Origin of the sequence: Lysinibacillus sp. JNUCC 51, assembly GCF_015999525.1 — a bacterium.
GTDB lineage: Bacteria > Bacillota > Bacilli > Bacillales_A > Planococcaceae > Lysinibacillus > Lysinibacillus xylanilyticus.
The window spans coordinates 2,556,946-2,580,872 of sequence record NZ_CP065545.1; the positions used below are offsets into that span (position 1 = coordinate 2,556,946).

At 38.9% G+C, this 23,927-nt stretch carries 21 protein-coding genes and 1 other annotated feature; all 21 genes read left to right on the plus strand.

Annotated elements, in window-relative coordinates:
- The 21 genes from JNUCC51_RS12260 (at position 1) to JNUCC51_RS12360 (ending at position 23,772) form a co-directional block, all read left to right on the plus strand.
- On the plus strand, positions 1-513 hold the full coding sequence (locus tag JNUCC51_RS12260) for an NYN domain-containing protein (protein ID WP_248719271.1): 513 nt from the start codon (positions 1-3) through the stop codon (positions 511-513).
- A 68-nt stretch (positions 514-581) separates the two neighbouring features.
- The gene (gene sigH, locus JNUCC51_RS12265) at positions 582-1,229 is read left to right on the plus strand and encodes an RNA polymerase sporulation sigma factor SigH (protein ID WP_049662792.1); all 648 of its coding nucleotides are present in this window, start codon (positions 582-584) and stop codon (positions 1,227-1,229) included.
- Positions 1,230-1,305: 76 nt separating this feature from the next.
- Complete coding sequence (gene rpmG, locus JNUCC51_RS12270; RefSeq protein ID WP_082172627.1) at positions 1,306-1,452, plus strand: 50S ribosomal protein L33; 147 nt, start codon at positions 1,306-1,308, stop codon at positions 1,450-1,452.
- 48 nt (positions 1,453-1,500) lie between these two features.
- Positions 1,501-1,686, plus strand: a complete 186-nt coding sequence (secE, locus tag JNUCC51_RS12275; RefSeq protein ID WP_053482826.1) for a preprotein translocase subunit SecE — start codon at positions 1,501-1,503, stop codon at positions 1,684-1,686.
- A gap of 311 nt (positions 1,687-1,997) precedes the next feature.
- Positions 1,998-2,531 carry a transcription termination/antitermination protein NusG gene (gene nusG, locus JNUCC51_RS12280; RefSeq protein ID WP_049662801.1) on the plus strand — a complete coding sequence of 178 codons (534 nt, stop codon included), beginning with the start codon at positions 1,998-2,000 and terminating at the stop codon, positions 2,529-2,531.
- A gap of 226 nt (positions 2,532-2,757) precedes the next feature.
- The gene (gene rplK / locus JNUCC51_RS12285; RefSeq protein ID WP_004233593.1) at positions 2,758-3,183 is read left to right on the plus strand and encodes a 50S ribosomal protein L11; all 426 of its coding nucleotides are present in this window, start codon (positions 2,758-2,760) and stop codon (positions 3,181-3,183) included.
- A gap of 119 nt (positions 3,184-3,302) precedes the next feature.
- Complete coding sequence (gene rplA, locus JNUCC51_RS12290) at positions 3,303-4,001, plus strand: 50S ribosomal protein L1 (RefSeq protein ID WP_337992166.1); 699 nt, start codon at positions 3,303-3,305, stop codon at positions 3,999-4,001.
- 61 nt (positions 4,002-4,062) lie between these two features.
- Positions 4,063-4,208 (plus strand) — a sequence feature (ribosomal protein L10 leader region).
- Positions 4,209-4,240: 32 nt separating this feature from the next.
- Positions 4,241-4,741: a 50S ribosomal protein L10 gene (gene rplJ, locus JNUCC51_RS12295; RefSeq protein ID WP_337992167.1), complete on the plus strand. Its 501-nt coding sequence runs from the start codon at positions 4,241-4,243 to the stop codon at positions 4,739-4,741.
- 75 nt (positions 4,742-4,816) lie between these two features.
- Complete coding sequence (gene rplL / locus JNUCC51_RS12300) at positions 4,817-5,176, plus strand: 50S ribosomal protein L7/L12 (RefSeq protein ID WP_132362671.1); 360 nt, start codon at positions 4,817-4,819, stop codon at positions 5,174-5,176.
- A gap of 77 nt (positions 5,177-5,253) precedes the next feature.
- Positions 5,254-5,856 carry a class I SAM-dependent methyltransferase gene (locus JNUCC51_RS12305; protein ID WP_337988321.1) on the plus strand — a complete coding sequence of 201 codons (603 nt, stop codon included), beginning with the start codon at positions 5,254-5,256 and terminating at the stop codon, positions 5,854-5,856.
- Positions 5,857-6,098: 242 nt separating this feature from the next.
- Entirely contained in the window at positions 6,099-9,674 is a 3,576-nt protein-coding gene (rpoB, locus tag JNUCC51_RS12310) for a DNA-directed RNA polymerase subunit beta (protein ID WP_337988322.1), read from the plus strand.
- A gap of 207 nt (positions 9,675-9,881) precedes the next feature.
- Positions 9,882-13,568, plus strand: a complete 3,687-nt coding sequence (gene rpoC / locus JNUCC51_RS12315) for a DNA-directed RNA polymerase subunit beta' (RefSeq protein ID WP_337988323.1) — start codon at positions 9,882-9,884, stop codon at positions 13,566-13,568.
- 140 nt (positions 13,569-13,708) lie between these two features.
- On the plus strand, positions 13,709-13,957 hold the full coding sequence (locus tag JNUCC51_RS12320) for a ribosomal L7Ae/L30e/S12e/Gadd45 family protein (protein WP_132362679.1): 249 nt from the start codon (positions 13,709-13,711) through the stop codon (positions 13,955-13,957).
- Between the two features lie 98 nt (positions 13,958-14,055).
- Complete coding sequence (gene rpsL, locus JNUCC51_RS12325; RefSeq protein ID WP_010860613.1) at positions 14,056-14,475, plus strand: 30S ribosomal protein S12; 420 nt, start codon at positions 14,056-14,058, stop codon at positions 14,473-14,475.
- Positions 14,476-14,623: 148 nt separating this feature from the next.
- A complete protein-coding gene (gene rpsG / locus JNUCC51_RS12330; protein ID WP_132362681.1) occupies positions 14,624-15,094 on the plus strand; it encodes a 30S ribosomal protein S7 in 471 nt (156 codons plus the stop codon).
- A 45-nt stretch (positions 15,095-15,139) separates the two neighbouring features.
- On the plus strand, positions 15,140-17,218 hold the full coding sequence (fusA, locus tag JNUCC51_RS12335; RefSeq protein WP_337988324.1) for an elongation factor G: 2,079 nt from the start codon (positions 15,140-15,142) through the stop codon (positions 17,216-17,218).
- A gap of 139 nt (positions 17,219-17,357) precedes the next feature.
- Positions 17,358-18,545: an elongation factor Tu gene (tuf, locus tag JNUCC51_RS12340; RefSeq protein ID WP_337988325.1), complete on the plus strand. Its 1,188-nt coding sequence runs from the start codon at positions 17,358-17,360 to the stop codon at positions 18,543-18,545.
- Positions 18,546-19,223: 678 nt separating this feature from the next.
- On the plus strand, positions 19,224-19,913 hold the full coding sequence (locus JNUCC51_RS12345; protein WP_337988326.1) for a response regulator: 690 nt from the start codon (positions 19,224-19,226) through the stop codon (positions 19,911-19,913).
- A complete protein-coding gene (locus tag JNUCC51_RS12350) occupies positions 19,914-20,936 on the plus strand; it encodes a sensor histidine kinase (protein WP_337988327.1) in 1,023 nt (340 codons plus the stop codon). It abuts the gene before it with no gap.
- A gap of 96 nt (positions 20,937-21,032) precedes the next feature.
- A complete protein-coding gene (locus tag JNUCC51_RS12355) occupies positions 21,033-21,794 on the plus strand; it encodes an ABC transporter ATP-binding protein (protein ID WP_337988328.1) in 762 nt (253 codons plus the stop codon).
- Positions 21,784-23,772, plus strand: coding sequence for an FtsX-like permease family protein (locus JNUCC51_RS12360; RefSeq protein WP_337988329.1), 1,989 nt, complete (start codon positions 21,784-21,786; stop codon positions 23,770-23,772). Before JNUCC51_RS12355 ends, JNUCC51_RS12360 begins: the two co-directional genes overlap by 11 nt.
- The last annotated feature ends 155 nt before the right edge of the window (positions 23,773-23,927 follow it).

The following is a 23,927-nucleotide window of genomic DNA, read 5'->3' on the forward strand; positions in this document are numbered from 1 at the left end:
ATGAAAAACATTTTGCTTGTTGACGGCTATAATATGATAGGAGCTTGGAAAGAGCTACGACCATTACGTGATACAAATTTTGAAGATGCCCGTAGAAGATTAATTGAGCTTATGGCTGAATATAAGGCAGCTATAGGGTGGCGCGTAATTATAGTTTTTGACGCACACCTTGTACCGGGTGTGGAGCAAACTTATTTAGAAAATGATGTCGAAGTCATTTATACACGGAAAAACGAAACAGCAGATGAACGTATTGAAAAAATGACACACGAACTAAAAGCTAGAAATGTACAGATTCACGTAGCAACCTCTGATATGGCAGAGCAAAATGTTATTTTTGGTAATGGTGCTCTTCGAAAATCGGCTAGAGAGCTAGAAATTGATATGGGTATTATCCAGCATAAAATTTCTCATGATGTGAAACGAAAACAGGATAGCAAGCCGCCTTCTCGCATAGCACTAAAGCCCGATGTTGCTTTGGCATTCGAAAAATGGCGGCGTGGTTTGAAATGATTGATTGACTCATATTTTCCAATTCCGTTATACTGTTCCTAATTATCTGTTGTAGCTGAGGTGATACCATGTTTAAAAATAGTATTGTACAAGTGACACAAGATTTTGAACGATTCAATGATGAAGAACTTATTGAAATGGTGCATCAAGGTAATACAGATGCGTTGGATTATTTAATTACAAAATACCGTTTGTTAGTGAGAGCGAAGGCTAGATCTTATTTTTTAATTGGTGCAGATAAGGAAGACATTGTGCAAGAGGGCATGATTGGTTTATATAAAGCCATTCGTGATTTTAAGGGAGATAAGCTTGCTTCTTTCCGAGCATTTGCTGAATTATGTATTACAAGACAAATTATTACGGCTATTAAAACAGCTACAAGACAAAAGCATATACCGCTAAATTCTTATGTTTCTTTGGACAAGCCTATTTTTGATGAAGAGTCAGACCGAACATTAATGGATGTGTTAACCGGTGCTATTATGGATGATCCGGAAGAATTAATGATTCATAGAGAAGAGTTTGGCTACTTAGAAGAAAAGATGGGTGAGATTTTAAGTGAATTAGAACTACAAGTGTTAGCTCTTTACTTAGACGGCCAGTCTTATCATGAAATTTCTGAGAAATTAAATCGTCATGTGAAGTCTATTGACAATGCTTTGCAACGAGTAAAGCGCAAATTAGAGCGACATTTAGTTCTTGAAGAAATGTCTTAGCGGTTGTATGCCTTTGTTGACATTGACAAATATAGGTGTTAGTCTTGAAAAGACAAAGTGCCGAAAAGGTGATTATATGGCAAAAAAGGTCGTTCTAAATTGCGAAAAATGCGGATCGAGAAATTATACGTTTCCAGCTAAGGAAGATGCAACTGTACGCCTCGAATTAAAGAAATTTTGCTCGCATTGCAATGAACATACAGTGCATAAACAAACGCTATAAAATAATTTGTAAATAGACAGATATGATTGATTCGGAGGTTAGGCTAGAATGGGCAAGATTAAAGGCTTTTTCAGCAATGTAATGTCGGAAATGCGCAAAACAAGCTGGCCAAAAAGTAAAGAACTGACGAAATATACAGTCGTTGTAATTTCAACTGTTGTAATTATGGCTTTATTTTTTGTGTTAGTAGACTTAGGTATTTCATCATTATTCCGCTGGTACTTAGATTTATAATTTAGTAAATTGCATGTTAATACTTCTGAAATAGCCCGTCATTACAATAAACGGGTTTTTTCGTTTGTTTTATGAAGTGAACAGCAGTAAAATATTCTCAATATGGTTAGTATGCTACTAGGGATAGTATGAGAGTAGCAATAGATGACTATGCTAGATTTGGTATATATCATCAGGCTTTCGCTAGCTATTAGCGAAAGCTATGTTTTTCTAATGAGCAGTTTGTGAAAAGAGTAAGAATGCACTTAGCATATCGTGAATCATTTTCACTTTGATTTGTAAGGGAGGGACGGACGAGGAGTCCTAGAGTTATGGAGAAAAATTGGTATGTTGTTCATACGTATTCAGGGTATGAAAATCGTGTAAAAGCAAACCTGGAAAAACGTGTAGAAACAATGGGTATGCAAGATAAGATTTTCCGTGTTATTGTGCCTGAACACGAAGAAACAGAAATGAAGGATGGGAAAAAGCGTACAATGATGCGTAAAGTTTTCCCTGGTTATGTTTTAGTAGAGCTAATTATGACAGATGATTCATGGTATGTTGTACGTAATACGCCAGGTGTAACTGGCTTTATCGGTTCATCTGGTGGTGGTGCAAAGCCAACACCTTTACTACCTGAAGAAGCGGATCGTCTACTTCAACAAATGGGAATGACTGACAAAATTGTTGAGATTGATATTTCTGTTGGAGAAGCGGTAGAAGTATTAGAAGGGCCTTTCGCTCACTTCCAAGGACGTGTTGAAGAAATTGACACTGAAAAAGGAAAAGTGAAAGTTTCTGTCGATATGTTTGGTCGCGAAACAATTATGGAACTAGATTTTGAGCAAATACAAAAAATGTAGTTCTAGTAACTAAAATGACATATGTCTAAGACGTATGTCGCAGATTTTGTTAATTACTACTTGCTTAAAAAAATTAAAAGTGGTATCATTTCTAGGTCAGATTGTCATACTTTGGTTTGACGTCTGTATTGATAATTTTAATGTTATCGGCAATTAGCTGACAGACAGATATTGAGTGGGAGGGGCAACCCAATTACCACATCACGGACTTAAGGAGGTGTGTCTCGTGGCTAAAAAAGTTATTAAAGTTGTTAAACTTCAAATCCCTGCTGGTAAAGCAAACCCAGCTCCACCGGTTGGTCCTGCATTAGGTCAAGCAGGTGTGAACATCATGGGATTCTGTAAAGAATTCAACGCGCGTACTGCAGATCAAGCTGGTCTTATCATTCCAGTTGAAATTTCAGTATTCGAGGACCGTTCATTCACTTTCATTACAAAAACTCCACCTGCAGCAGTACTACTTAAAGTAGCAGCTGGTATCCAATCTGGATCTGGTGAACCAAATCGTAAAAAAGTGGCAACGGTTAAACGTGATAAAGTTCGCGAAATCGCTGAAACTAAAATGCCAGACCTTAACGCTGCTTCAGTAGAAGCTGCAATGTTAATGGTTGAAGGTACTGCACGAAGCATGGGTATTGTTATCGAAGACTAATCCCATTACTTGATGATGTATTTGTTTTTTGGAAGGTTGCGGAGTTTCTTTGTGAACGCGCAACCTTTATTCGTGGGAGGTAAAATCCGCTATAACCACAATCAAGGAGGAATTATATAATGGCTAAAAAAGGTAAAAAACTGCAAGATGCAGCAAAACTAATCGACCGTAACGCTTTATACGGCGCTCAAGAAGCAATCGAACTTGCTCAAAAAACTAGCACAGTGAACTTCGACGCTACTGTAGAAGTTGCTTTCCGTCTAGGAATCGATACTCGTAAAAACGACCAACAAATCCGTGGTGCAGTAGTGCTACCAAACGGTACTGGTAAAACTCAACGCGTATTAGTATTCGCTAAAGGTGAAAAACTTAAAGAAGCTGAAGCTGCTGGTGCTGACTATGTAGGTGATGCAGAATACATCCAAAAAATCCAACAAGGTTGGTTTGATTTCGATGTAATCGTTGCAACTCCTGACATGATGGGTGAAGTTGGTAAACTTGGTCGCGTATTAGGACCTAAAGGTTTAATGCCAAACCCTAAAACTGGTACAGTTACTTTCGATGTAACAAAAGCTATCGCTGAAATTAAAGCTGGTAAAGTAGAATACCGTGCTGATAAAGCTGGTATCATCCACGCACCTATCGGTAAAGTTTCATTCTCTACAGAAAAATTAGTAGAAAACTTCTTAGCTGTATTTGATGTTGTGCAAAAAGCAAAACCTGCTGCAGCTAAAGGTACTTACATGAAATCTGTAAACGTTACAACTACAATGGGTCCAGCTCTAAAAGTTGACGCTTCAAGCGTAGTAGTAAAATAATTAAAGTTTTTATGTAATTCTATTGACGGCGCTGTCTATCTATGATAAGATGGTTGCTGTTGTGAATCATCCATTTGTACCGTAGACAGTAGGAGTGACTTGTCACTTAATGATCCTACCGAGGACATCGGAATTCGGATTCTTATTTAAAGATGATGACTTTCAGCCTCTGTGTCTATTTGACCCAGAGGCTTTTCTTTTGTCGGTATAAATGACCCATTCTAATAGGAGGTGTCATCATGAGCAAAGCAATCGAAAACAAACAAGTACAAGTTCAAGAGATTACTGAAAAATTCCAAAACGCTGCTTCTGTAGTAGTTGTGGATTACCGTGGTCTTAACGTTGCACAAGTAACTGAGCTTCGTAAACAACTTCGTGAAGCTGGTGTTGAGTTCAAAGTTTACAAAAACACTTTAACACGTCGTGCTACTGAAGCTGTTGGCCTTGAAGGAATCAATGACGTATTAGTTGGTCCTAACGCAATCGCGTTCTCAAAAGAAGATGTTGTAGCTCCTGCTAAAATCATCAACGAGTTCGCTAAGAAAAATGAAGCTTTAGAAATTAAAGCGGGTATTATTGAAGGTACTATCTCTTCTGTTGAAGATGTTAAAGCACTTGCAGAACTTCCATCACGCGAAGGTCTTCTTTCTATGCTTTTATCAGTACTTCAAGCTCCAGTACGCAACTTCGCACTTGCAACAAAAGCTGTTGCAGAACAAAAAGAAGAACAAGGCGCGTAATTTCATACGCACTATAACTTCCGCGGCTTGACCGCAACAAACAATAAAACATTATCCAATTAGGAGGAAATTATAATGAATAAAGAGCAAATCTTAGAAGCTATCAAAGCTATGACAGTTCTTGAATTAAACGATTTAGTAAAAGCTATCGAAGAAGAATTCGGTGTAACAGCTGCTGCTCCTGTAGCAGTAGTAGGTGCTGCTGCTGGCGCTGCTGAAGAAAAAACTGAGTTTGACGTAGTATTAGCATCTGCTGGTGCTGAAAAAATCAAAGTAATCAAAGTGGTTCGTGAAATCACTGGTTTAGGTCTTAAAGAAGCTAAAGAAGTAGTAGATAACGCTCCTAAAGCTCTTAAAGAAGGCGTTTCTAAAGATGAAGCTGAACAAATCAAAGCTAAACTTGAAGAAGTTGGCGCATCTGTAGAAGTTAAGTAATCTCGCGTTACTTTTAAACAAAAGGAAAGCTCGTCATTGCGGCGAGCTTTTTTCTTCATTCTGAGGAGGCGTGGAAAATGTCAGATCACTATTATACGAGTAAGCCTCAAACTGAGAGTAAACCTCGTCACTGGACATTCAAGTTGTTAGGGCATACGTTTTCCTTTGAAACGGATGCAGGTGTATTTAGTAAAAGCGAAGTAGATTTTGGATCCCGTGTTTTAATAGATGCTTTTCAAATGCCTGATATTGATGGTGCTATTTTTGATGTGGGGTGTGGGTACGGTCCAATCGGATTATCGATTGCTAAAACAAACCCAGACCGTACCGTTTATATGATGGATATCAATGAACGTGCTGTTGCACTCTCGCAAAAAAATGCACAAGTAAACGGTGTTCAAAATGTACGGATATTTGTGAGTGACGGACTATCGATGGTTGGCGATGATGTGAACGCCGCAGCTATTTTAACCAATCCTCCAATTCGCGCAGGAAAGGAAACAATTTTCCGCTTTTACGATGGAGCTTACGATAAGTTAGTGTCATCTGGTGAGCTGTGGGTAGTAATACAGAAGAAGCAAGGTGCGCCATCAACGGTAAGTTACTTAGAAGAAAAATTTTCTGAAGTCGATGTTGTGGAGAAGAAAAAAGGGTACTGGATAGTACGTGCGAAAAAATAAGTGAAATATGTATAAATTATTGACTTGACAAATCGGCTATGATAACATGATACAATGCAAAAATATTATTTTGAGGTCGTATGCCCTTTTTGAATATAATTGTTATAATGTGGGTATACTTGCCAAGATAAGTTTAGTTAACCGAAAATGAGATCTTTTTGAAGACTCGTTTTCTTTTTGTCTTTCGAAATCATACACTATTTGTATGATTTTGCAAAGACCTAATATCGCTTTATTGAGGGGTGAATGAGTTGACAGGTCAACTAGTTCAGTATGGACAACACCGCCAGCGTAGAAGCTTTGCGCGTATTAACGAGGTGCTTGAGCTTCCAAATCTGATTGAGATTCAAACGGCGTCTTACGAGTGGTTCCTTGAAGAAGGTTTACGTGAAATGTTCCGTGACATTTCGCCGATCGAGGACTTTACAGGCAATCTTTCATTAGAATTCATCGATTATTCATTAGGAGATCCTAAATATGATGTTGATGAGTGTAAAGAGCGAGATGTTACTTACGCAGCTCCATTACGTGTGAAAGTACGTCTTTACAACAAAGAAACAGACGAAGTGAAGGAACAGGATGTCTTCATGGGTGACTTCCCATTAATGACAGAGACAGGTACGTTCATTATCAATGGTGCTGAACGTGTTATCGTTTCACAATTAGTCCGTTCACCAAGTGTGTATTTCCATGATAAAACTGATAAAAACGGTAAGAAAGGTTTCGGAGCGACAGTTATTCCAAACCGTGGTGCATGGTTAGAATATGAAACTGATGCGAAAGATGTAGTATATGTGCGTATTGACCGTACTCGTAAGCTACCAGTAACAGTGTTACTTCGTGCATTAGGCTTCGGTTCAGACCAAGAAATTATCGATATTATCGGTGATAATGAATATTTACGTAATACGTTAGAAAAGGATAACTCTGAAAGTACTGAAAAAGCACTTTTAGAAATCTATGAACGTTTACGTCCAGGTGAGCCACCAACGGTTGAAAGTGCGAAGAGCTTATTATACTCTCGTTTCTTCGATGCAAAACGCTATGATTTAGCGAATGTTGGTCGCTACAAAATGAATAAAAAGCTTCATATTAAAAATCGCTTATTTAACCAAACGATTGCTGAAACGCTTGTAGACCCAGAAACAGGCGAAATTTTAGTAGAGAAGGGTACAGTTCTTGACCGTCGTACTTTAGATAAAATCTTGCCGTATCTAGAAGATTCATCAAAAGGAATCGGTTACCGCACTTTATCACAAGTAGGTGGGGTACTTGAGGACGATGTAACAATCCAGTCTATTAAAATTTATGCACCAAAAGATGAGGCGCAAAAAGAAATCAATATTATTGGTAATGCGTACATCGATGAAGAAGTGAAGAATATTACGCCTGCTGACGTATTATCTTCTGTAGGTTATTTCTTCAACTTACTTTACCAAGTAGGGGCAACAGATGATATCGACCACTTAGGTAACCGTCGTCTACGCTCTGTTGGTGAGCTTTTACAAAACCAATTCCGTATCGGTTTATCCCGTATGGAGCGTGTAGTACGTGAGCGTATGTCTATTAACGATACAGCTGCTATCGTACCACAACAATTAATTAATATTCGTCCGGTAATTGCGTCAATTAAAGAGTTCTTTGGTAGCTCTCAATTATCACAATTCATGGACCAAACAAACCCATTGGCAGAGTTAACGCATAAGCGTCGTCTATCTGCATTAGGACCTGGTGGTTTAACACGTGAGCGTGCTGGTTTCGAAGTACGTGACGTTCACTATTCTCACTATGGTCGTATGTGTCCAATCGAGACACCAGAGGGTCCAAACATTGGTTTAATCAACTCTTTATCTTCATTTGCCAAAGTAAATAAATTTGGATTCATTGAAACACCTTATCGTCGTATCGACCATGAAACAGGTCAAGTAACGGATCAAATTGATTACTTAACAGCAGATGAAGAAGATAACTACTATGTAGCACAAGCGAACTCACCATTAAATCCTGATGGTTCATTTGCTAAAGACGAAGTAGTAGGTCGTTTCCGTGGGGATAATACAGTATTTAACAAATCGCAAATGGACTACATGGACGTATCTCCAAAACAAGTAGTGTCAGCTGCGACTGCATGTATCCCGTTCTTAGAAAACGATGACTCGAACCGTGCACTTATGGGTGCCAACATGCAACGTCAAGCAGTTCCTCTTCTTAACCCAGAAGCACCATTCGTTGGTACTGGTATGGAACACGTTGACGCGCGTGACTCAGGTGCGGCTGTTGTAGCGAAATATGATGGTATTGTTGAGCACGTTGAAGCTCGCTCTATCCATGTTCGCCGCATTGAAGTCGTTGATGGTAAAGAGGTAAAAGGCGATTTAACGAAATATAAATTACAAAAATTCATTCGTTCTAACCAAGGTACTTCATATAACCAACGTCCACTTGTAAAAGTTGGCGAACGTGTGAAACCTCGTGACATTTTAGCAGACGGTCCATCTATGGAAAATGGTGAACTTGCTCTTGGTCGTAACGTACTTGTTGCGTTCATGACTTGGAACGGCTTTAACTATGAGGATGCTGTTATCATGAGTGAACGCCTTGTAAAAGACGATGTTTATACATCTGTTCATATTGAAGAATATGAATCAGAGTCTCGTGATACAAAATTAGGGCCTGAAGAAATCACTCGTGATATTCCAAACGTTGGGGAAGATGCGCTTCGCAACTTAGACGAACGTGGTATTATCCGCATCGGTGCAGAAGTACGTGATGGTGACATTCTTGTAGGTAAAGTAACACCTAAAGGGGTTACAGAATTAACTGCTGAAGAACGCCTATTACATGCTATCTTCGGTGAAAAAGCTCGTGAAGTTCGTGATACTTCATTACGTGTACCACACGGTGCTGGCGGTATCATTCTTGACGTTAAAGTATTTAACCGTGAAGATGGCGATGAATTACCACCAGGTGTTAACCAATTAGTTCGTGCTTACATTGTTCAAAAACGTAAAATTCGCGTAGGGGACAAAATGGCCGGACGTCACGGTAACAAAGGGGTTATCTCTCGCATCTTACCGGAAGAGGATATGCCATTTATGCCAGACGGAACTCCTGTTGATATCATGTTAAACCCACTTGGTGTACCTTCTCGTATGAACATCGGACAAGTTTTAGAGCTACACTTAGGTATGGCTTCTCGTTACTTAGGCGTTCATATGGCAACTCCAGTATTTGATGGTGCCAACGAGGAAGATGTTTGGGAAACGATGGAAGAAGCAGGCATGAACCGTGATGGTAAAACAATCCTGTATGATGGACGTTCAGGTGAACCATTCGATAACCGTGTATCAGTTGGTGTCATGTACATGATCAAACTTGCTCACATGGTTGATGATAAACTTCACGCACGTTCAACTGGTCCTTATTCACTTGTTACTCAACAGCCACTTGGTGGTAAAGCACAGTTCGGTGGACAACGCTTTGGTGAGATGGAAGTATGGGCACTTGAAGCATACGGTGCTGCTTATACACTTCAAGAAATCTTAACAGTTAAATCCGATGACGTTGTTGGACGTGTGAAAACATACGAAGCAATCGTTAAAGGTGAAAGTGTACCAGAGCCAGGCGTTCCTGAATCATTCAAAGTATTGATTAAAGAACTTCAATCTCTTGGTATGGATGTGAAAATGTTAACAGTTAATGATGAAGAGGTAGAGCTTCGCGACTTAGACGAAGAAGAAGATCTTCAACCAGCTGACGCACTTAACATTGCACCACAGCAAGAAAAAGAAGAAGAGCCAGTAGAGTCTTTTGAATAATGGAAAACGTTAGTTCACACCTTTGTGAACACGGTCAAAGTTATTTTTCAAATTAGTCGGGCAGGATTTAACGCCCTGTCCGGCTTTTTCTTTCAATAAATCATTCTATTTTTAATCTTTTGCCAAAGAGACATGATTCTTGCAAACGATTATCGAGCTGCGTAAAAGAGTCTTTATAAAGACCTATACTAGAGGGAGGTAGGCTCCTTGATAGACGTTAATGAATTTGAATATATGAAAATCGGTTTAGCTTCTCCTGACAAGATTCGTTCTTGGTCATATGGTGAAGTCAAAAAACCTGAAACAATCAACTATCGTACTTTAAAACCAGAAAAAGATGGTTTATTCTGTGAGCGTATTTTTGGTCCAACTAAGGACTGGGAGTGTCATTGTGGTAAATATAAACGTGTACGCTATAAAGGCGTAGTTTGTGATCGTTGTGGAGTTGAAGTAACACGCGCTAAAGTTCGTCGTGAACGTATGGGCCACATCGAATTAGCAGCACCAGTATCTCATATCTGGTACTTCAAAGGTATTCCTAGCCGTATGGGTCTTATTTTAGATATGTCCCCACGTGCACTAGAAGAAGTAATTTACTTTGCTTCTTACGTTGTAATCGAGCCAGGTGCTACAAACTTAGAAAGTAAGCAACTGCTTTCAGAAAAAGAGTACCGTGCATATCGTGAAAAATTCGGCAACACATTCGAAGCATCTATGGGTGCGGAAGCAATTAAGAAATTGCTAGGTAAAATTGATCTTGAAGATGAAACACATTCTTTAAAAGAAGAGTTGAAATCAGCACAAGGTCAACGTCGTACACGTGCAATTAAACGTCTTGAAGTTGTTGAATCATTCCGTAACTCAGGTAACTCTCCTGAATGGATGATTTTAGATGTACTACCGGTTATTCCACCAGAGCTTCGTCCGATGGTGCAATTAGATGGTGGTCGTTTTGCAACTTCTGACTTAAATGATTTATATCGTCGTGTAATCAACCGTAATAACCGTTTAAAACGTTTACTAGACCTTGGTGCTCCAAGTATCATCGTACAAAACGAAAAACGTATGTTACAAGAAGCTGTTGATGCATTAATCGATAACGGTCGTCGTGGTCGTCCTGTAACAGGTCCTGGTAACCGTCCATTAAAATCACTTTCACATATGCTGAAAGGTAAACAAGGTCGTTTCCGTCAAAACTTACTTGGTAAACGTGTTGACTACTCTGGTCGTTCGGTTATCGTAGTAGGTCCAAACTTAAAAATGTATCAATGCGGTCTACCAAAAGAAATGGCAATTGAGCTATTTAAGCCTTTCGTAATGAAAGAGTTAGTAGAACGTGGTCTTGCTCATAATATTAAATCAGCTAAACGTAAAATCGAGCGTTTAAACAACGACGTATGGGACGTTTTAGAAGATGTAATTCGTGAGCATCCAGTATTACTAAACCGTGCACCTACGCTTCACCGTCTTGGTATTCAAGCGTTTGAACCAACACTAGTTGAAGGTCGTGCTATTCGTCTTCACCCATTAGTATGTACAGCTTATAACGCTGACTTCGATGGTGACCAAATGGCGGTTCACGTACCATTATCAGCTGAAGCACAAGCAGAAGCTCGTCTTCTAATGCTTGCTGCACAAAATATCCTGAACCCGAAAGATGGTAAACCAGTTGTAACACCATCTCAAGATATGGTATTAGGTAACTACTACTTAACACTTGAGCGTGAAACAGCTCGCGGCGAAGGAACAATTTTCTATGGACCAAACGAAGTATTAATTGCATATGATACAGGTCATGTTCATTTGCATACTCGTATTGCGATTAAAGCAAGTTCATTAAATAATCCAACATTTACTGAGGAACAAAATAATATGTTCCTATTAACAACTGTTGGTAAAGTAATCTTTAATGAAATCTTGCCTAAATCATTCCCATACATTAATGAGCCAACTGATTTCAACTTAGAGCAAGAAACACCAAGCAAATACTTTGTTAACTTAACAATTGACGAAGAAACGTTAAAAGAGCTTGAAGCAGATGCTGATTATAATGGACTTGATGAAAAAGGTAAGGTTGATGCACAACGCACAGCTGTACTGCGCAAACACTTTGCATCAGTACCAGTTGTAAACCCATTCCGTAAAAAATTCTTAGGTAATATCATTGCTGAAGTATTTAAACGTTTCCACATCACTGAAACATCTAAAATGCTTGACCGCATGAAAAACCTAGGATTCAAATATTCAACACGTGCTGGTATCACTGTAGGTGTATCTGACATCGTCGTATTACCAGACAAAGGTGAAATTTTAGCAGTAGCTCAAGAAAAAGTAGATAAAGTTCAAGCGCAATTCCGTCGTGGTTTCATCACGGAAGATGAGCGTTATGATCGCGTTATCTCAAGCTGGAGTGCTGCGAAAGATGAAATTCAATCGAAGCTGATGAAGTCGCTTGAGAAAACAAACCCAATCTTTATGATGTCTGACTCAGGTGCCCGTGGTAACGCATCTAACTTTACTCAGTTAGCTGGTATGCGTGGTCTGATGGCCAACCCGGCTGGTCGTATCATCGAACTTCCAATTAAATCTTCATTCCGTGAAGGTTTAACGGTATTAGAGTACTTCATCTCAACTCACGGTGCTCGTAAAGGTCTTGCCGATACAGCCCTAAAAACTGCCGATTCAGGTTACTTAACACGTCGTCTTGTTGACGTTGCACAAGATGTTATCGTTCGTGAGGATGACTGTGGAACTGACCGCGGTTTAACAATCGGTGCGTTAATGGAAGGCACAGAGTTAATTGAAGCGTTAGATGAACGTATTATCGGTCGTCATACGAAGAAAACAATCATGCATCCAGAAACAGGCGAAGTTATCTTAGAAAAAGATGGCTTAATCGATCAAGATATCGCACGTGCGGTTATCGAGGCAGGTATCGAGGAAGTAACAATCCGTTCAGCATTCACATGTAATACAAAACATGGTGTATGTAAAAAATGTTACGGCATGAACTTGGCAACAGGTGAAAAGGTTGAAGTTGGGGAAGCAGTTGGTATCATTGCAGCTCAATCAATCGGTGAACCAGGTACACAGTTAACAATGCGTACATTCCATACTGGTGGGGTTGCCGGTGACGATATTACACAAGGTCTTCCACGTATCCAAGAGATCTTCGAAGCACGTAATCCAAAAGGTCAATCTGTTATTACAGAAATCACTGGTACTGTTTCGGATGTCACTGAAATCCGTGAAGGTCTAAAAGAAATTACAATTCAAGGTGACGTAGAAACTCGTAAATATCAAGCACCTTATAATGCACGTCTAAAAGTTGTCGAAGGTGACACAGTAGAACGTGGTCAAGTTTTAACAGAGGGTTCTATCGATCCAAAACAATTATTAAAAGTAAAAGACGTTTCAACAGTTCAAGAATATTTACTAAAAGAAGTACAAAAAGTATACCGTATGCAAGGGGTAGAAATTGGAGACAAACATATCGAGGTAATGGTTCGCCAAATGCTTCGTAAAGTTCGTGTAATCGAAGCTGGTGACACTGAATTATTACCAGGTTCATTACTAGATATTCACCAATTCACAGAGGCAAACGTAGACGCTGTTATGAATGGCAAAAACCCTGCGACTTGTCGCCCTGTAATTCTAGGTATTACAAAAGCTTCTCTTGAAACAGAATCATTCTTATCTGCTGCATCATTCCAGGAAACAACTCGTGTGTTAACGGATGCTGCTATTAAAGGTAAACGTGATGAGCTTCTAGGATTAAAAGAAAACGTAATTATCGGTAAGCTTGTTCCAGCAGGTACTGGTATGCAACGTTATCGTCAAATCCGTATTGAAAAAGATGAGCTTGACACAGAAGATCTAGTTTCAGCTGAATAATTTTTAAAATAAGATCCGAAGAGATGTATTCTTTATCATCTCTTCGGGCTTTTTAAAGATATTAGTTGACAGTCGGAATTGGTAATGATAATATATTGAAGGTTGATAGTTAACTGTTCTGTACTTCGGAGGATATGAAAATGTCTTATGATAAAGTAAGGGCAAGTCAAACAATCATAGGTACAAAGCAAGCAGTAAAAGCAATGCAAGCTGGTTCAGTGAAAGAACTTTTTGTGGCACTTGATGCAGACAATTGGGTAACCGATTCGGCCATATCTTTCGCGAGAGAAATCGGTATACCAGTTATTCTTGTTGAGTCCAAAAAGGAACTGGGCAAGGCCTGTGGAATCCACGTTGGAGCTGCGGTAGTTGCGATTACTGTAGAGTAGTTTTTGTGTATTAAACACAAAGACTTTGTTTTTACCCAAAAAATGAACCACCTGGATGTGTGGTATTAACAAGGAATAAATGAAGGGAGGAAATACCGATGCCTACAATTAACCAATTAGTACGTAAGCCTCGTCAATCTAAAATCACGAAATCAAAATCACCAGCGTTAAACAAAGGATATAACTCATTTAAAAAATCTTTAACTGATGTTAAATCTCCACAAAAACGCGGTGTTTGTACTCGTGTAGGTACAATGACACCTCGTAAACCAAACTCAGCGTTACGTAAATACGCTCGTGTACGTTTAACTAACCAAATCGAGGTTACAGCTTATATCCCAGGTGAAGGCCACAACTTACAAGAGCACAGTGTTGTTCTTATCCGTGGCGGACGCGTAAAAGACTTAGCGGGTGTTCGTTACCATATCGTACGTGGAGCTCTTGATACAGCTGGTGTAAACGGTCGTTTACAATCACGTTCTAAATACGGAACAAAACGCCCTAAAGAAAAAAAATAATTTAAATTAATTAACGTTGATTAATTAATGAGCATAAGTAGTTGTCGCAAATTTCTAATCTTGCTAGCAGATTGGAAATTTTTGTGACAAATATGACGTGCCAATTCTTATAAAATAAATCGATATTTATTCGAAAGGAGGAAAACACATGCCTCGTAAAGGTCCTGTTTCCAAACGTGACGTGTTACCAGATCCAATTTATAGTTCAAAACTAGTAACTCGTTTAATTAATAAAATGATGGTTGATGGTAAAAGAGGTACTTCTCAAAAGATTTTATACGGTGCGTTCGATTTAGTTAAAGAACGTTCTGGTCAAAATCCAATTGAAGTATTCGAAGCTGCTCTAAATAACGTAATGCCAGTTCTTGAAGTACGCGCTCGCCGTGTTGGTGGTTCTAACTACCAAGTGCCAGTAGAAGTACGTCCAGAACGTCGTACAACTTTAGGTCTTCGTTACCTAGTTAACTACGCTCGTCTTCGTGGTGAAAAAACTATGGAAGAGCGTTTAGCTAACGAAATCCTTGATGCTTCTAACAACACAGGTGCATCAGTTAAAAAACGTGAAGATATGCACAAAATGGCAGAAGCGAACAAAGCATTCGCTCACTACCGTTGGTAATCAATATCTAAACCGCATACGCCCAATATGGAAGGAGAAATACCTATGAAACGCGAATTCTCCCTAGAGAATACACGTAATATTGGGATCATGGCTCACATTGATGCTGGTAAAACAACAACAACTGAGCGTATCCTTTATTACACAGGTAAGATTCACAAAATTGGTGAAACTCATGAAGGCGCTTCTCAAATGGACTGGATGGAGCAAGAGCAAGAACGTGGTATCACAATCACTTCTGCTGCAACAACAGCTCAATGGAACGGCCACCGTGTAAACATCATCGATACTCCTGGACACGTAGACTTCACTGTAGAAGTTGAACGTTCACTACGCGTACTTGATGGTGCTGTAACAGTACTTGATGCTCAATCTGGTGTTGAACCTCAAACTGAAACAGTATGGCGTCAAGCTACAACTTACGGCGTTCCACGTATCGTGTTCATTAACAAAATGGATAAAACAGGTGCAGACTTCCTATATTCTGTAGGAACTCTACACGAACGTTTACAAGCAAACGCTCACCCTATCCAATTACCTATCGGAGCAGAAGATCAGTTCTCAGCAATCATTGACTTAGTTGAAATGAAAGCTACTTTCTACGGCGACGAAAAAGGTACAGCAGTGACTCAAGGCGAAATCCCTGAAGAACACCGCGCACAAGCTGAAGAATACCGTGAAAAATTAATCGATGCTGTTGCAAGTGTTGATGAAGAAATCATGGAGAAATATTTAGAAGGCGAAGAAATTTCTGTTGCTGAACTTAAAGCGGCTATCCGTCGTGCTACAATCGCAGTAGAATTTTACCCAGTAATCTGTGGTACAGCATTCAAACACAAAGGCGTACGCCCAATGTTAGATGCAGTTATCGATTACTTACCATCTCCAGTAGACGTACCAGCAATCAAAGGTACTAATGTTGATGGTGACGAAGAATTAGAACGTCATTCTTCAGATGAAGAGCCATTCTCAGCTCTTGCATTCAAAGTTATGACTGACCCATTCGTAGGTAAATTAACTTTCTTCCGTGTGTACTCTGGAACATTAGATTCAGGTTCATACGTACAAAACTCTTCTAAAGGTAAACGTGAGCGTGTAGGTCGTATCCTACAAATGCACGCAAACTCTCGTGAAGAGATTTCTAAAGTATTTGCTGGGGACATCGCAGCAGCAGTAGGTCTTAAAGATACTACTACTGGTGATACTCTATGTGACGAGAAAAACCTAGTTATTCTTGAATCAATGGAGTTCCCTGAGCCAGTAATTTCTCTTTCTGTAGAACCAAAGTCAAAAGCTGACCAAGATAAAATGGGTCAAGCTTTACAAAAACTTCAAGAAGAGGATCCAACTTTCCGTGCTCATACTGACACAGAAACTGGGCAAACAATCATCTCAGGTATGGGTGAGCTTCACCTTGATATCTTAGTTGACCGTATGCGCCGTGAATTTAAAGTAGAAGCTAACGTAGGTGCTCCAATGGTATCTTACCGTGAAACATTCCGTAGCTCTGCAAAAGTTCAAGGTAAATTCACTCGCCAATCTGGTGGTCGTGGACAATATGGTGACGTAACGATTGAGTTCTCTCCAAACGAAGAAGGTAAAGGCTTTGAATTCGAAAACGCTATCGTTGGTGGTGTAGTACCTCGTGAATACATTCCTGCTGTAGAAGCTGGTCTTCGTGACTCTCTTGAGCGCGGTGTAGTAGCTGGTTACCCACTAATCGACATTAAAGCGAAATTAGTATTCGGTTCTTACCATGACGTTGACTCGAATGAGATGGCGTTCAAAATTGCCGCATCTATGGCTCTTAAAGAAGCTGCTAAACAATGTGATGCAGTTATCTTAGAACCAATGATGAAAGTAGAAGTTGTAATTCCAGAAGAATACCTTGGTGATATCATGGGTAACATTACTTCTCGTCGCGGACGCGTTGAGGGTATGGAAGCTCGCGGTAACTCTCAAGTTGTTCGTGCAATGGTTCCTTTATCGGAAATGTTTGGTTATGCAACAACTCTACGTTCAGCAACACAAGGTCGTGGTGTATTCTCAATGACATTCGATCATTATGAAGAAGTACCAAAATCAATCGCTGCTGAAATCGTCAAAAAAAATAAAGGTGAATAATTGAATTTTCATCTTGCATAAAGTATAACTAATTTGTAAGCTATGATTGTGGGATGGTGGATGGGCCCGTTCGCCATCAGCAATCATTCTATAAATTTTCAAAAAATATAAACATATAATTTTGAGGAGGCAATCTCTAATGGCTAAAGAAAAATTCGACCGTTCAAAAACGCATGCTAACATTGGTACAATCGGACACGTTGACCATGGTAAAACAACTTTAACTGCTGCAATCGCAACAGTTCTTTCTAAAAAAATGGGTGGAGAAGCTAAATCATACGCTGATATCGATAACGCTCCAGAAGAAAAAGAACGTGGTATCACAATCAATACTTCTCACGTAGAATATGAAACAGAAACTCGTCACTATGCACACGTTGACTGCCCAGGACACGCTGACTATGTTAAAAACATGATCACTGGTGCTGCACAAATGGACGGCGGTATCTTAGTAGTATCTGCTGCTGACGGCCCAATGCCACAAACTCGTGAACACATCCTTTTATCTCGTCAAGTAGGTGTTCCATACTTAGTAGTATTCATGAACAAATGTGATATGGTTGATGACGAAGAATTATTAGAATTAGTAGAAATGGAAATCCGTGACCTACTATCTGAATATGACTTCCCAGGTGATGACCTACCAGTAATCAAAGGTTCAGCTCTTAAAGCTCTTGAAGGCGAAGCTGAATGGGAAGAGAAAATCGTTGAATTAATGGACGCTGTAGATTCTTACATCCCAACTCCAGAACGTCAAACTGACAAACCATTCATGATGCCAGTAGAGGACGTATTCTCTATCACTGGTCGTGGTACAGTTGCAACTGGCCGTGTTGAACGTGGTCAAGTTAAAGTTGGTGACGTTGTTGAGATCATCGGTATCACTGAAGAAGCTAAATCTACAACTGTAACTGGTGTAGAAATGTTCCGTAAATTATTAGACTACGCTGAAGCTGGTGACAACATCGGTGCTTTACTTCGTGGTGTAGCTCGTGAAGAAATCCAACGTGGTCAAGTATTAGCTAAACCAGGCTCAATCACTCCACACACTAACTTCAAAGCTGAAGTTTATGTATTATCAAAAGAAGAGGGTGGCCGTCATACTCCATTCTTCTCTAACTACCGTCCTCAGTTCTACTTCCGTACAACTGACGTAACAGGTATCTGTAACTTACCAGAAGGCGTTGAAATGGTAATGCCTGGCGATAACATCGAAATGACAGTAGAACTTATCGCTCCAATCGCTCTTGAAGAAGGTACTAAATTCTCTATCCGTGAGGGTGGCCGTACTGTAGGCGCTGGCGTAGTTGCTTCTATCCAAAAATAATTTTAGCGTAAGCTAATTTTTCGAACCAATCTGTAGGGACGCTTACAGATTGGTTTTTTTATGTTAAAATAAGTAAAAATAATTTTACTTTGAATTAGATTATTTTATGTATACATAATTGGTAAAATGCTAAAAGCAGAAATAGTGACCTTTTTTACGAACTGCTAGCGGTGAAGACAGTACAGAAAATCAATTATACCTCGGCATAATTGACTGGAATCTGCTTTGTGCTTAGGCCTGCAGATGTTTGTTGCACGAAAGCGTAGCGCCAGCGGCAGATGTTTTTTGCGCGAAAGAGCAGTGCTAACGCAGCGGCATGATGTAGGCCATTCAGTCGTGTGTTGTTGTTGATGTTGTTTCGCTTTTACACAGATAAATTGCCACAGGACGACGTTTTTAGACTGAGCTCCTTTATTTAGGGGGATTATTGGATACGAGCGGAAAAGTAACTTAAAACCGCATTCATCTCTTCACTTATAGAGATGGGATATTTCTTCTGTATCTGTAGCTATAAATCAACCGTTCAATAGTCATCTTTAAAAAGTTAGGCTAGCATTTGTTAAAAACATAAGCCTTATATATGTTGATTGGAGTGGAGGCTGGGCGACTCCTTGGGGCTCATCGCGATGCTTAGCATATTTAGTACATAAAAACACGTCAGGGAAGGAGAATTTGCAAATGGAGATGAAAATATTGCTGATTGAAGACGATCCATCAATCTTCGAAATGATTCAGACACGTTTTGCACAATGGTCACTTCAAGTTGTTGGCCCTAAAAACTTTCAAAAGGTAATGGATGATTTTATTGAACAGAAGCCACAGCTTGTGTTAATTGACATTCAGCTTCCAGCTTATGATGGTTTTCATTGGTGCCGCGAAATTCGTCATATCTCAAAGGTGCCAATTCTCTTCCTATCTTCACGGGATCACCCAATGGATATGGTGATGGCCATGCAAATGGGTGCAGATGACTTTGTACAAAAGCCTTTCCATATGGAGGTATTACTAGCAAAGGTACAAGCCATTTTACGTCGTACATATGATTATATAGAAGAATCAATGGATGTTACACGGTTTAATGGTGCAGTCATTGACTATGCTCGCAGTGAAATTATGTTTGAGGGTAACCTTGCTTCGCTAACTAAAAACGAACTCTTTATTTTACGCATTTTAGTGGAGAAGGCTGATCAAATAGTTTCTAGAGATGATTTAATGAGAAAGTTATGGGATGATGAGCGCTTTGTTAATGATAATACATTGTCGGTAAATGTTAATCGATTACGTACTAAGCTTGAGGATATAGGTTTACAAGAAGCGATTTTAACTAAAAAGGGACTTGGTTATATGGCAGTAACGCAGGGGACGTGAGTGAAAGTGCTACTTTTATTTTTAAAAGAACGCCTTGCATGGATAGGCTTTTTTGTATTTATTATTGTTGTTCTTAACGTTTTATTTACTTTAGATGCTGGATTAATTGGCGTTTCAATTTGGTATGTGAATGTTTGCTTACTTGTTAGTTTTATAGTTTTTTTTATATGGCGATATGTAGTTGAAGTAGGGCAATTGAAGGATTTCCTGGGAAATGTGGACAGCCATCTTGATGACGCACACAGTAGAAACTTAGCGCTATCACCTTTTCAAGCTGCTTATTTTACAAAGATTGAAGATGTCTTTTACGATAAGGATACGGAGTTAAATCAAGCAAAAGTACAGCTACAGGAATATACAGATGAGCTCTTGGCCTGGGTTCATGAAGTAAAAGCACCATTAACTTCGATTAATTTAATGTTAGACCGTATAGAAGATTTGACTTTACGTCGTAAATTAGAAGCTGAGTGGTTAAGGCTACATTTATTGGTTGATCAGCAGCTACATCAAACGCGTTTTTCTTCGATTGAAAAAGATAATTATATGGCAGAGATAGAGCTCAGAACGGTTGTCTATAAGGAAATAAGAGCTATGCAAGCATGGTGTATTGAAAAAGGCATCGGTTTTGATGTTGATGAGTTAACGGAGACCGTGATGACGGATGGTAAATGGCTAGCTTTTATTGTGCGACAAATTTTATCCAATGCCATTAAATATAGTCCTACAAATTCCGAAGTATTAATATTTACGGAGGTAGATCCGAAGGGCGCAACTTTACTACATATAAAAGATGCAGGCATTGGTATTTGTAAGGAGGATTTACCTCGAATTTTTCAAAAGTCGTATACTGGAACAGCTGGGAGAGAATCTGCACAGTCAACAGGCATGGGTTTGTATTTAGCACATAACGTGGCTCAGAAGATAGGTGTTCGTATTAGTGTACAATCAACTGTAGATGAAGGCTCAATATTTACCTTACGTTTCCCGTTACAAAATGAATATGTCAAACTAACAGGTAGATGACGAAATTGTCACCTACCTTTTTGTATTGTCATGTAAAACGCACGAATTGACGGAGCAGACAGGGTACACTTGAACTATAGAAAGGGGCGTTTACAAGTGACAGTTTTAATTGGTCGTAAAGTAAAAAAAGTTTATGGAAAAAAATCAACAGCTCAAGAGGTTTTAAAGGGCATTGATTTAGAAGTGAATAAAGGTGAATTTGTCGGCATTATGGGACCATCAGGCTCAGGAAAAACAACACTTTTAAACGTTTTGTGTTCGATTGACTTTGCAACAGAAGGCGTTATTGAAATAAACGGTCAAAACCAACGTGGTATGAAGGAAAAGGCGCTGGCTAATTTCCGCCGTGAGCAATTAGGGTTCATATTCCAGGATTATAATTTATTAGATACATTGACGGTGAAAGAAAACATTCTACTCCCATTAGCCATTAGTAAACTACCGAAGGCTGTTGCGGAGAGTCGTTTAAAGGAGCTTACACACTTATTAGGTATTACCGAGATTTTAAACAAATACCCAAATGAAATATCAGGTGGTCAAAAGCAACGTACATCTGCAGCTCGTGCACTAATTACAAATCCATCGCTTGTATTTGCTGATGAACCTACAGGCGCACTTGATTCAAAATCAGCTACTGCACTTTTAAAAAACCTACAAAGTATTAATGAGACAAAAAAAGCAACGATTATGATGGTTACGCATGATGCGGTAGCAGCAAGCTTTTGTACACGTGTTTTGTTTTTAAAAGATGGACTCATTTATAGTGAGTTATATAAAGGGGATAAAACGAGACAGGCATTTTTCCAAGAGATCATGCATACGCAAAGTGTGCTAGGTGGTGACGGTTATGAGTCTTAGTAAACTCGTGTTACGCAGCATGAAGAAAAATATGAAGCACTATTATTTATATTTCTTCGCACTTATTTTTAGCGTTACTTTATATTTTTCCTTTGTAACATTGCAAAATAACCCTAACGTGCTAGCTACTGTACAGGAGAGCGGTACAGCCACAGCAGGCTTTGAAGCAGCAACATATATGTTGTACTTTATTATTTTGTTTTTCGTACTTTATGCAAACCATTTATTTATGAAGCGTCGCAGTAAGGAAATAGGCTTGTATCAGCTGATAGGGATGACGAAGGGGCTTATCGTACGCTTATTGGCGGTAGAAAGTATCCTATTATTTGTAGGCGCGGTCGTTTTAGGTATGCTTGCAGGGTTCTTTAGTTCACGCTTATTTGCAATGATTTTACTGCGTGTACTCGAAAAAGAGGCACTTGTGACGATGACATTTAGTACAGAGGCACTACAGCAGTCTATCGTAGTATTTGCCATTCTACTAGTAATTGTACTTGTGCAAATGGCTTGGATGATTCATCGTGTATCACTACTGTCACTATTTACAGCTGCTAAACAAGCAGATGAGCGTGTAAAACGATTTAGTCCACTACAAATGGTCATCGGTTTTTTAGGTCTTGTGTTAATTGTATATGGCTACTATGCATCAACAAAGTTATTCGATATTGACAATTCAGGAAATTTATTTCTAAATATGATTATTATTTTAGCTTCTACTATTGGTGGAACCTTTCTTGTATTTCGTTTTTCCGTAGCATTTATCATGAATTCAGTTCGCCTAAAGAAAAATGGGCATTTATCTGTACATGATGTACTTGCATTAACACCGATTATGCATCGTATGAAAAGTAATGCAAAATCATTAACGCTCATTACCGTTTTAACGGGTGTATCACTCGGGATTGCCACATTAGCATATATTTCGTATTATTCATCAGAAGCACATGCATATAGTAGTGTACCTGGCGACTATATATTGCTTGAAGATAATAATCAGGATTTTTTAAAAAAGCTAGAAGAAAATAATATTGCTTATAATAAAATAGACTACCGATTACAGGGTGTAACAGCGGCAGTTGGACAATTAATACCAGAAGAAGATCAACAAGAAGGTAATCCTTTTTATAATATGGAAGGAACTATTTATACAATTCCACTTTCTGATTATCAACAAAGAGTTCCTGAGGCATCAGTATCTGGAAATGAAGCCATCTTAACCAACTATGGTGGGTATATGGAAGCGATGTTCAAATTAGAGAAAGACCGTGATATCGTAGTATCTGCTGGAGAGCTTGAGGAAACATTCCATGTTGTAGATATTCAAAAGGAAAGTATTATTAGCGGAATTGTGACTGGTGGGGCAGGAGGACCTATTTTTGTAGTATCTGATGAAAGATTTGAAAAGCTTGCTACAAAATCTGATCTTTCCCAATTTCATAAACAAACTACCATTACGTTAAAGTCGAAAAGCGATATAGACTTAGCTGAGAAATTGTATAAACAAACAATAGGTTCGGGTGTTATATCTGTTAGAGATAGCGGAGGCGCAACATTGAAATTTACGCAGACATCTTATGAAGGTGAGCGTCAAGAAAATATTGAAACATTAGGCATAACAATTTTTACAACGGCATTTTTAGCTTTAGCATTTTTAATGACAACAGGTAGTATTTTATACTTTAAACAAATGTCTGAGGCTGAAGAGGAGCGAGCTTCTTATACGATATTAAGAAAGATTGGCTTCGCTGAAAAAGATATTATGAAAGGTATATATATGAAACAAGCCTTTAACTTCGGTGTTCCATTAATAATAGGGTTACTCCATAGTTACTTTGCAGTTAAATCGGGATGGTTCTTCTTTGGAACAGAGTTAACAACCCCATTATGGATTGCTATGAGTTGTTATATAGCGTTATATGCTATCTTCGCTGTACTTTCCGTTGGTTATTATAAAAAAGTCATTCGTGAATCATTATAATAAGAAGAAAACTAAAAGCAGTATGATTTTTAAGATCATACTGTTTTTTGGTGTCTTTTAAATTTGGAAAATTATTATAGGGGGATAAAAACATCTTGACTTTCAGTTATTAGAAGATTAAAGTTTAATGTGTTAGTAATCTAGTGTACGAAAGT

Excerpts from the sequence above, each read along its gene's own strand:
- rpmG (WP_082172627.1), top strand. The coding sequence starts at position 1,306 with ATGGCAAAAAAGGTCGTTCTAAATTGCGAAAAATGCGGATCGAGAAAT.
- JNUCC51_RS12320 (WP_132362679.1), top strand. The coding sequence starts at position 13,709 with ATGTCTTATGATAAAGTAAGGGCAAGTCAAACAATCATAGGTACAAAG.
- fusA (WP_337988324.1), top strand. The coding sequence starts at position 15,140 with ATGAAACGCGAATTCTCCCTAGAGAATACACGTAATATTGGGATCATG.
- rplJ (WP_337992167.1), top strand. The coding sequence starts at position 4,241 with ATGAGCAAAGCAATCGAAAACAAACAAGTACAAGTTCAAGAGATTACT.
- rplA (WP_337992166.1), top strand. The coding sequence starts at position 3,303 with ATGGCTAAAAAAGGTAAAAAACTGCAAGATGCAGCAAAACTAATCGAC.
- sigH (WP_049662792.1), top strand. The coding sequence starts at position 582 with ATGTTTAAAAATAGTATTGTACAAGTGACACAAGATTTTGAACGATTC.
- rpsG (WP_132362681.1), top strand. The coding sequence starts at position 14,624 with ATGCCTCGTAAAGGTCCTGTTTCCAAACGTGACGTGTTACCAGATCCA.
- nusG (WP_049662801.1), top strand. The coding sequence starts at position 1,998 with ATGGAGAAAAATTGGTATGTTGTTCATACGTATTCAGGGTATGAAAAT.
- JNUCC51_RS12360 (WP_337988329.1), top strand. The coding sequence starts at position 21,784 with ATGAGTCTTAGTAAACTCGTGTTACGCAGCATGAAGAAAAATATGAAG.
- secE (WP_053482826.1), top strand. The coding sequence starts at position 1,501 with ATGGGCAAGATTAAAGGCTTTTTCAGCAATGTAATGTCGGAAATGCGC.
- rpsL (WP_010860613.1), top strand. The coding sequence starts at position 14,056 with ATGCCTACAATTAACCAATTAGTACGTAAGCCTCGTCAATCTAAAATC.
- rplL (WP_132362671.1), top strand. The coding sequence starts at position 4,817 with ATGAATAAAGAGCAAATCTTAGAAGCTATCAAAGCTATGACAGTTCTT.
- JNUCC51_RS12305 (WP_337988321.1), top strand. The coding sequence starts at position 5,254 with ATGTCAGATCACTATTATACGAGTAAGCCTCAAACTGAGAGTAAACCT.
- JNUCC51_RS12260 (WP_248719271.1), top strand. The coding sequence starts at position 1 with ATGAAAAACATTTTGCTTGTTGACGGCTATAATATGATAGGAGCTTGG.
- tuf (WP_337988325.1), top strand. The coding sequence starts at position 17,358 with ATGGCTAAAGAAAAATTCGACCGTTCAAAAACGCATGCTAACATTGGT.
- JNUCC51_RS12345 (WP_337988326.1), top strand. The coding sequence starts at position 19,224 with ATGGAGATGAAAATATTGCTGATTGAAGACGATCCATCAATCTTCGAA.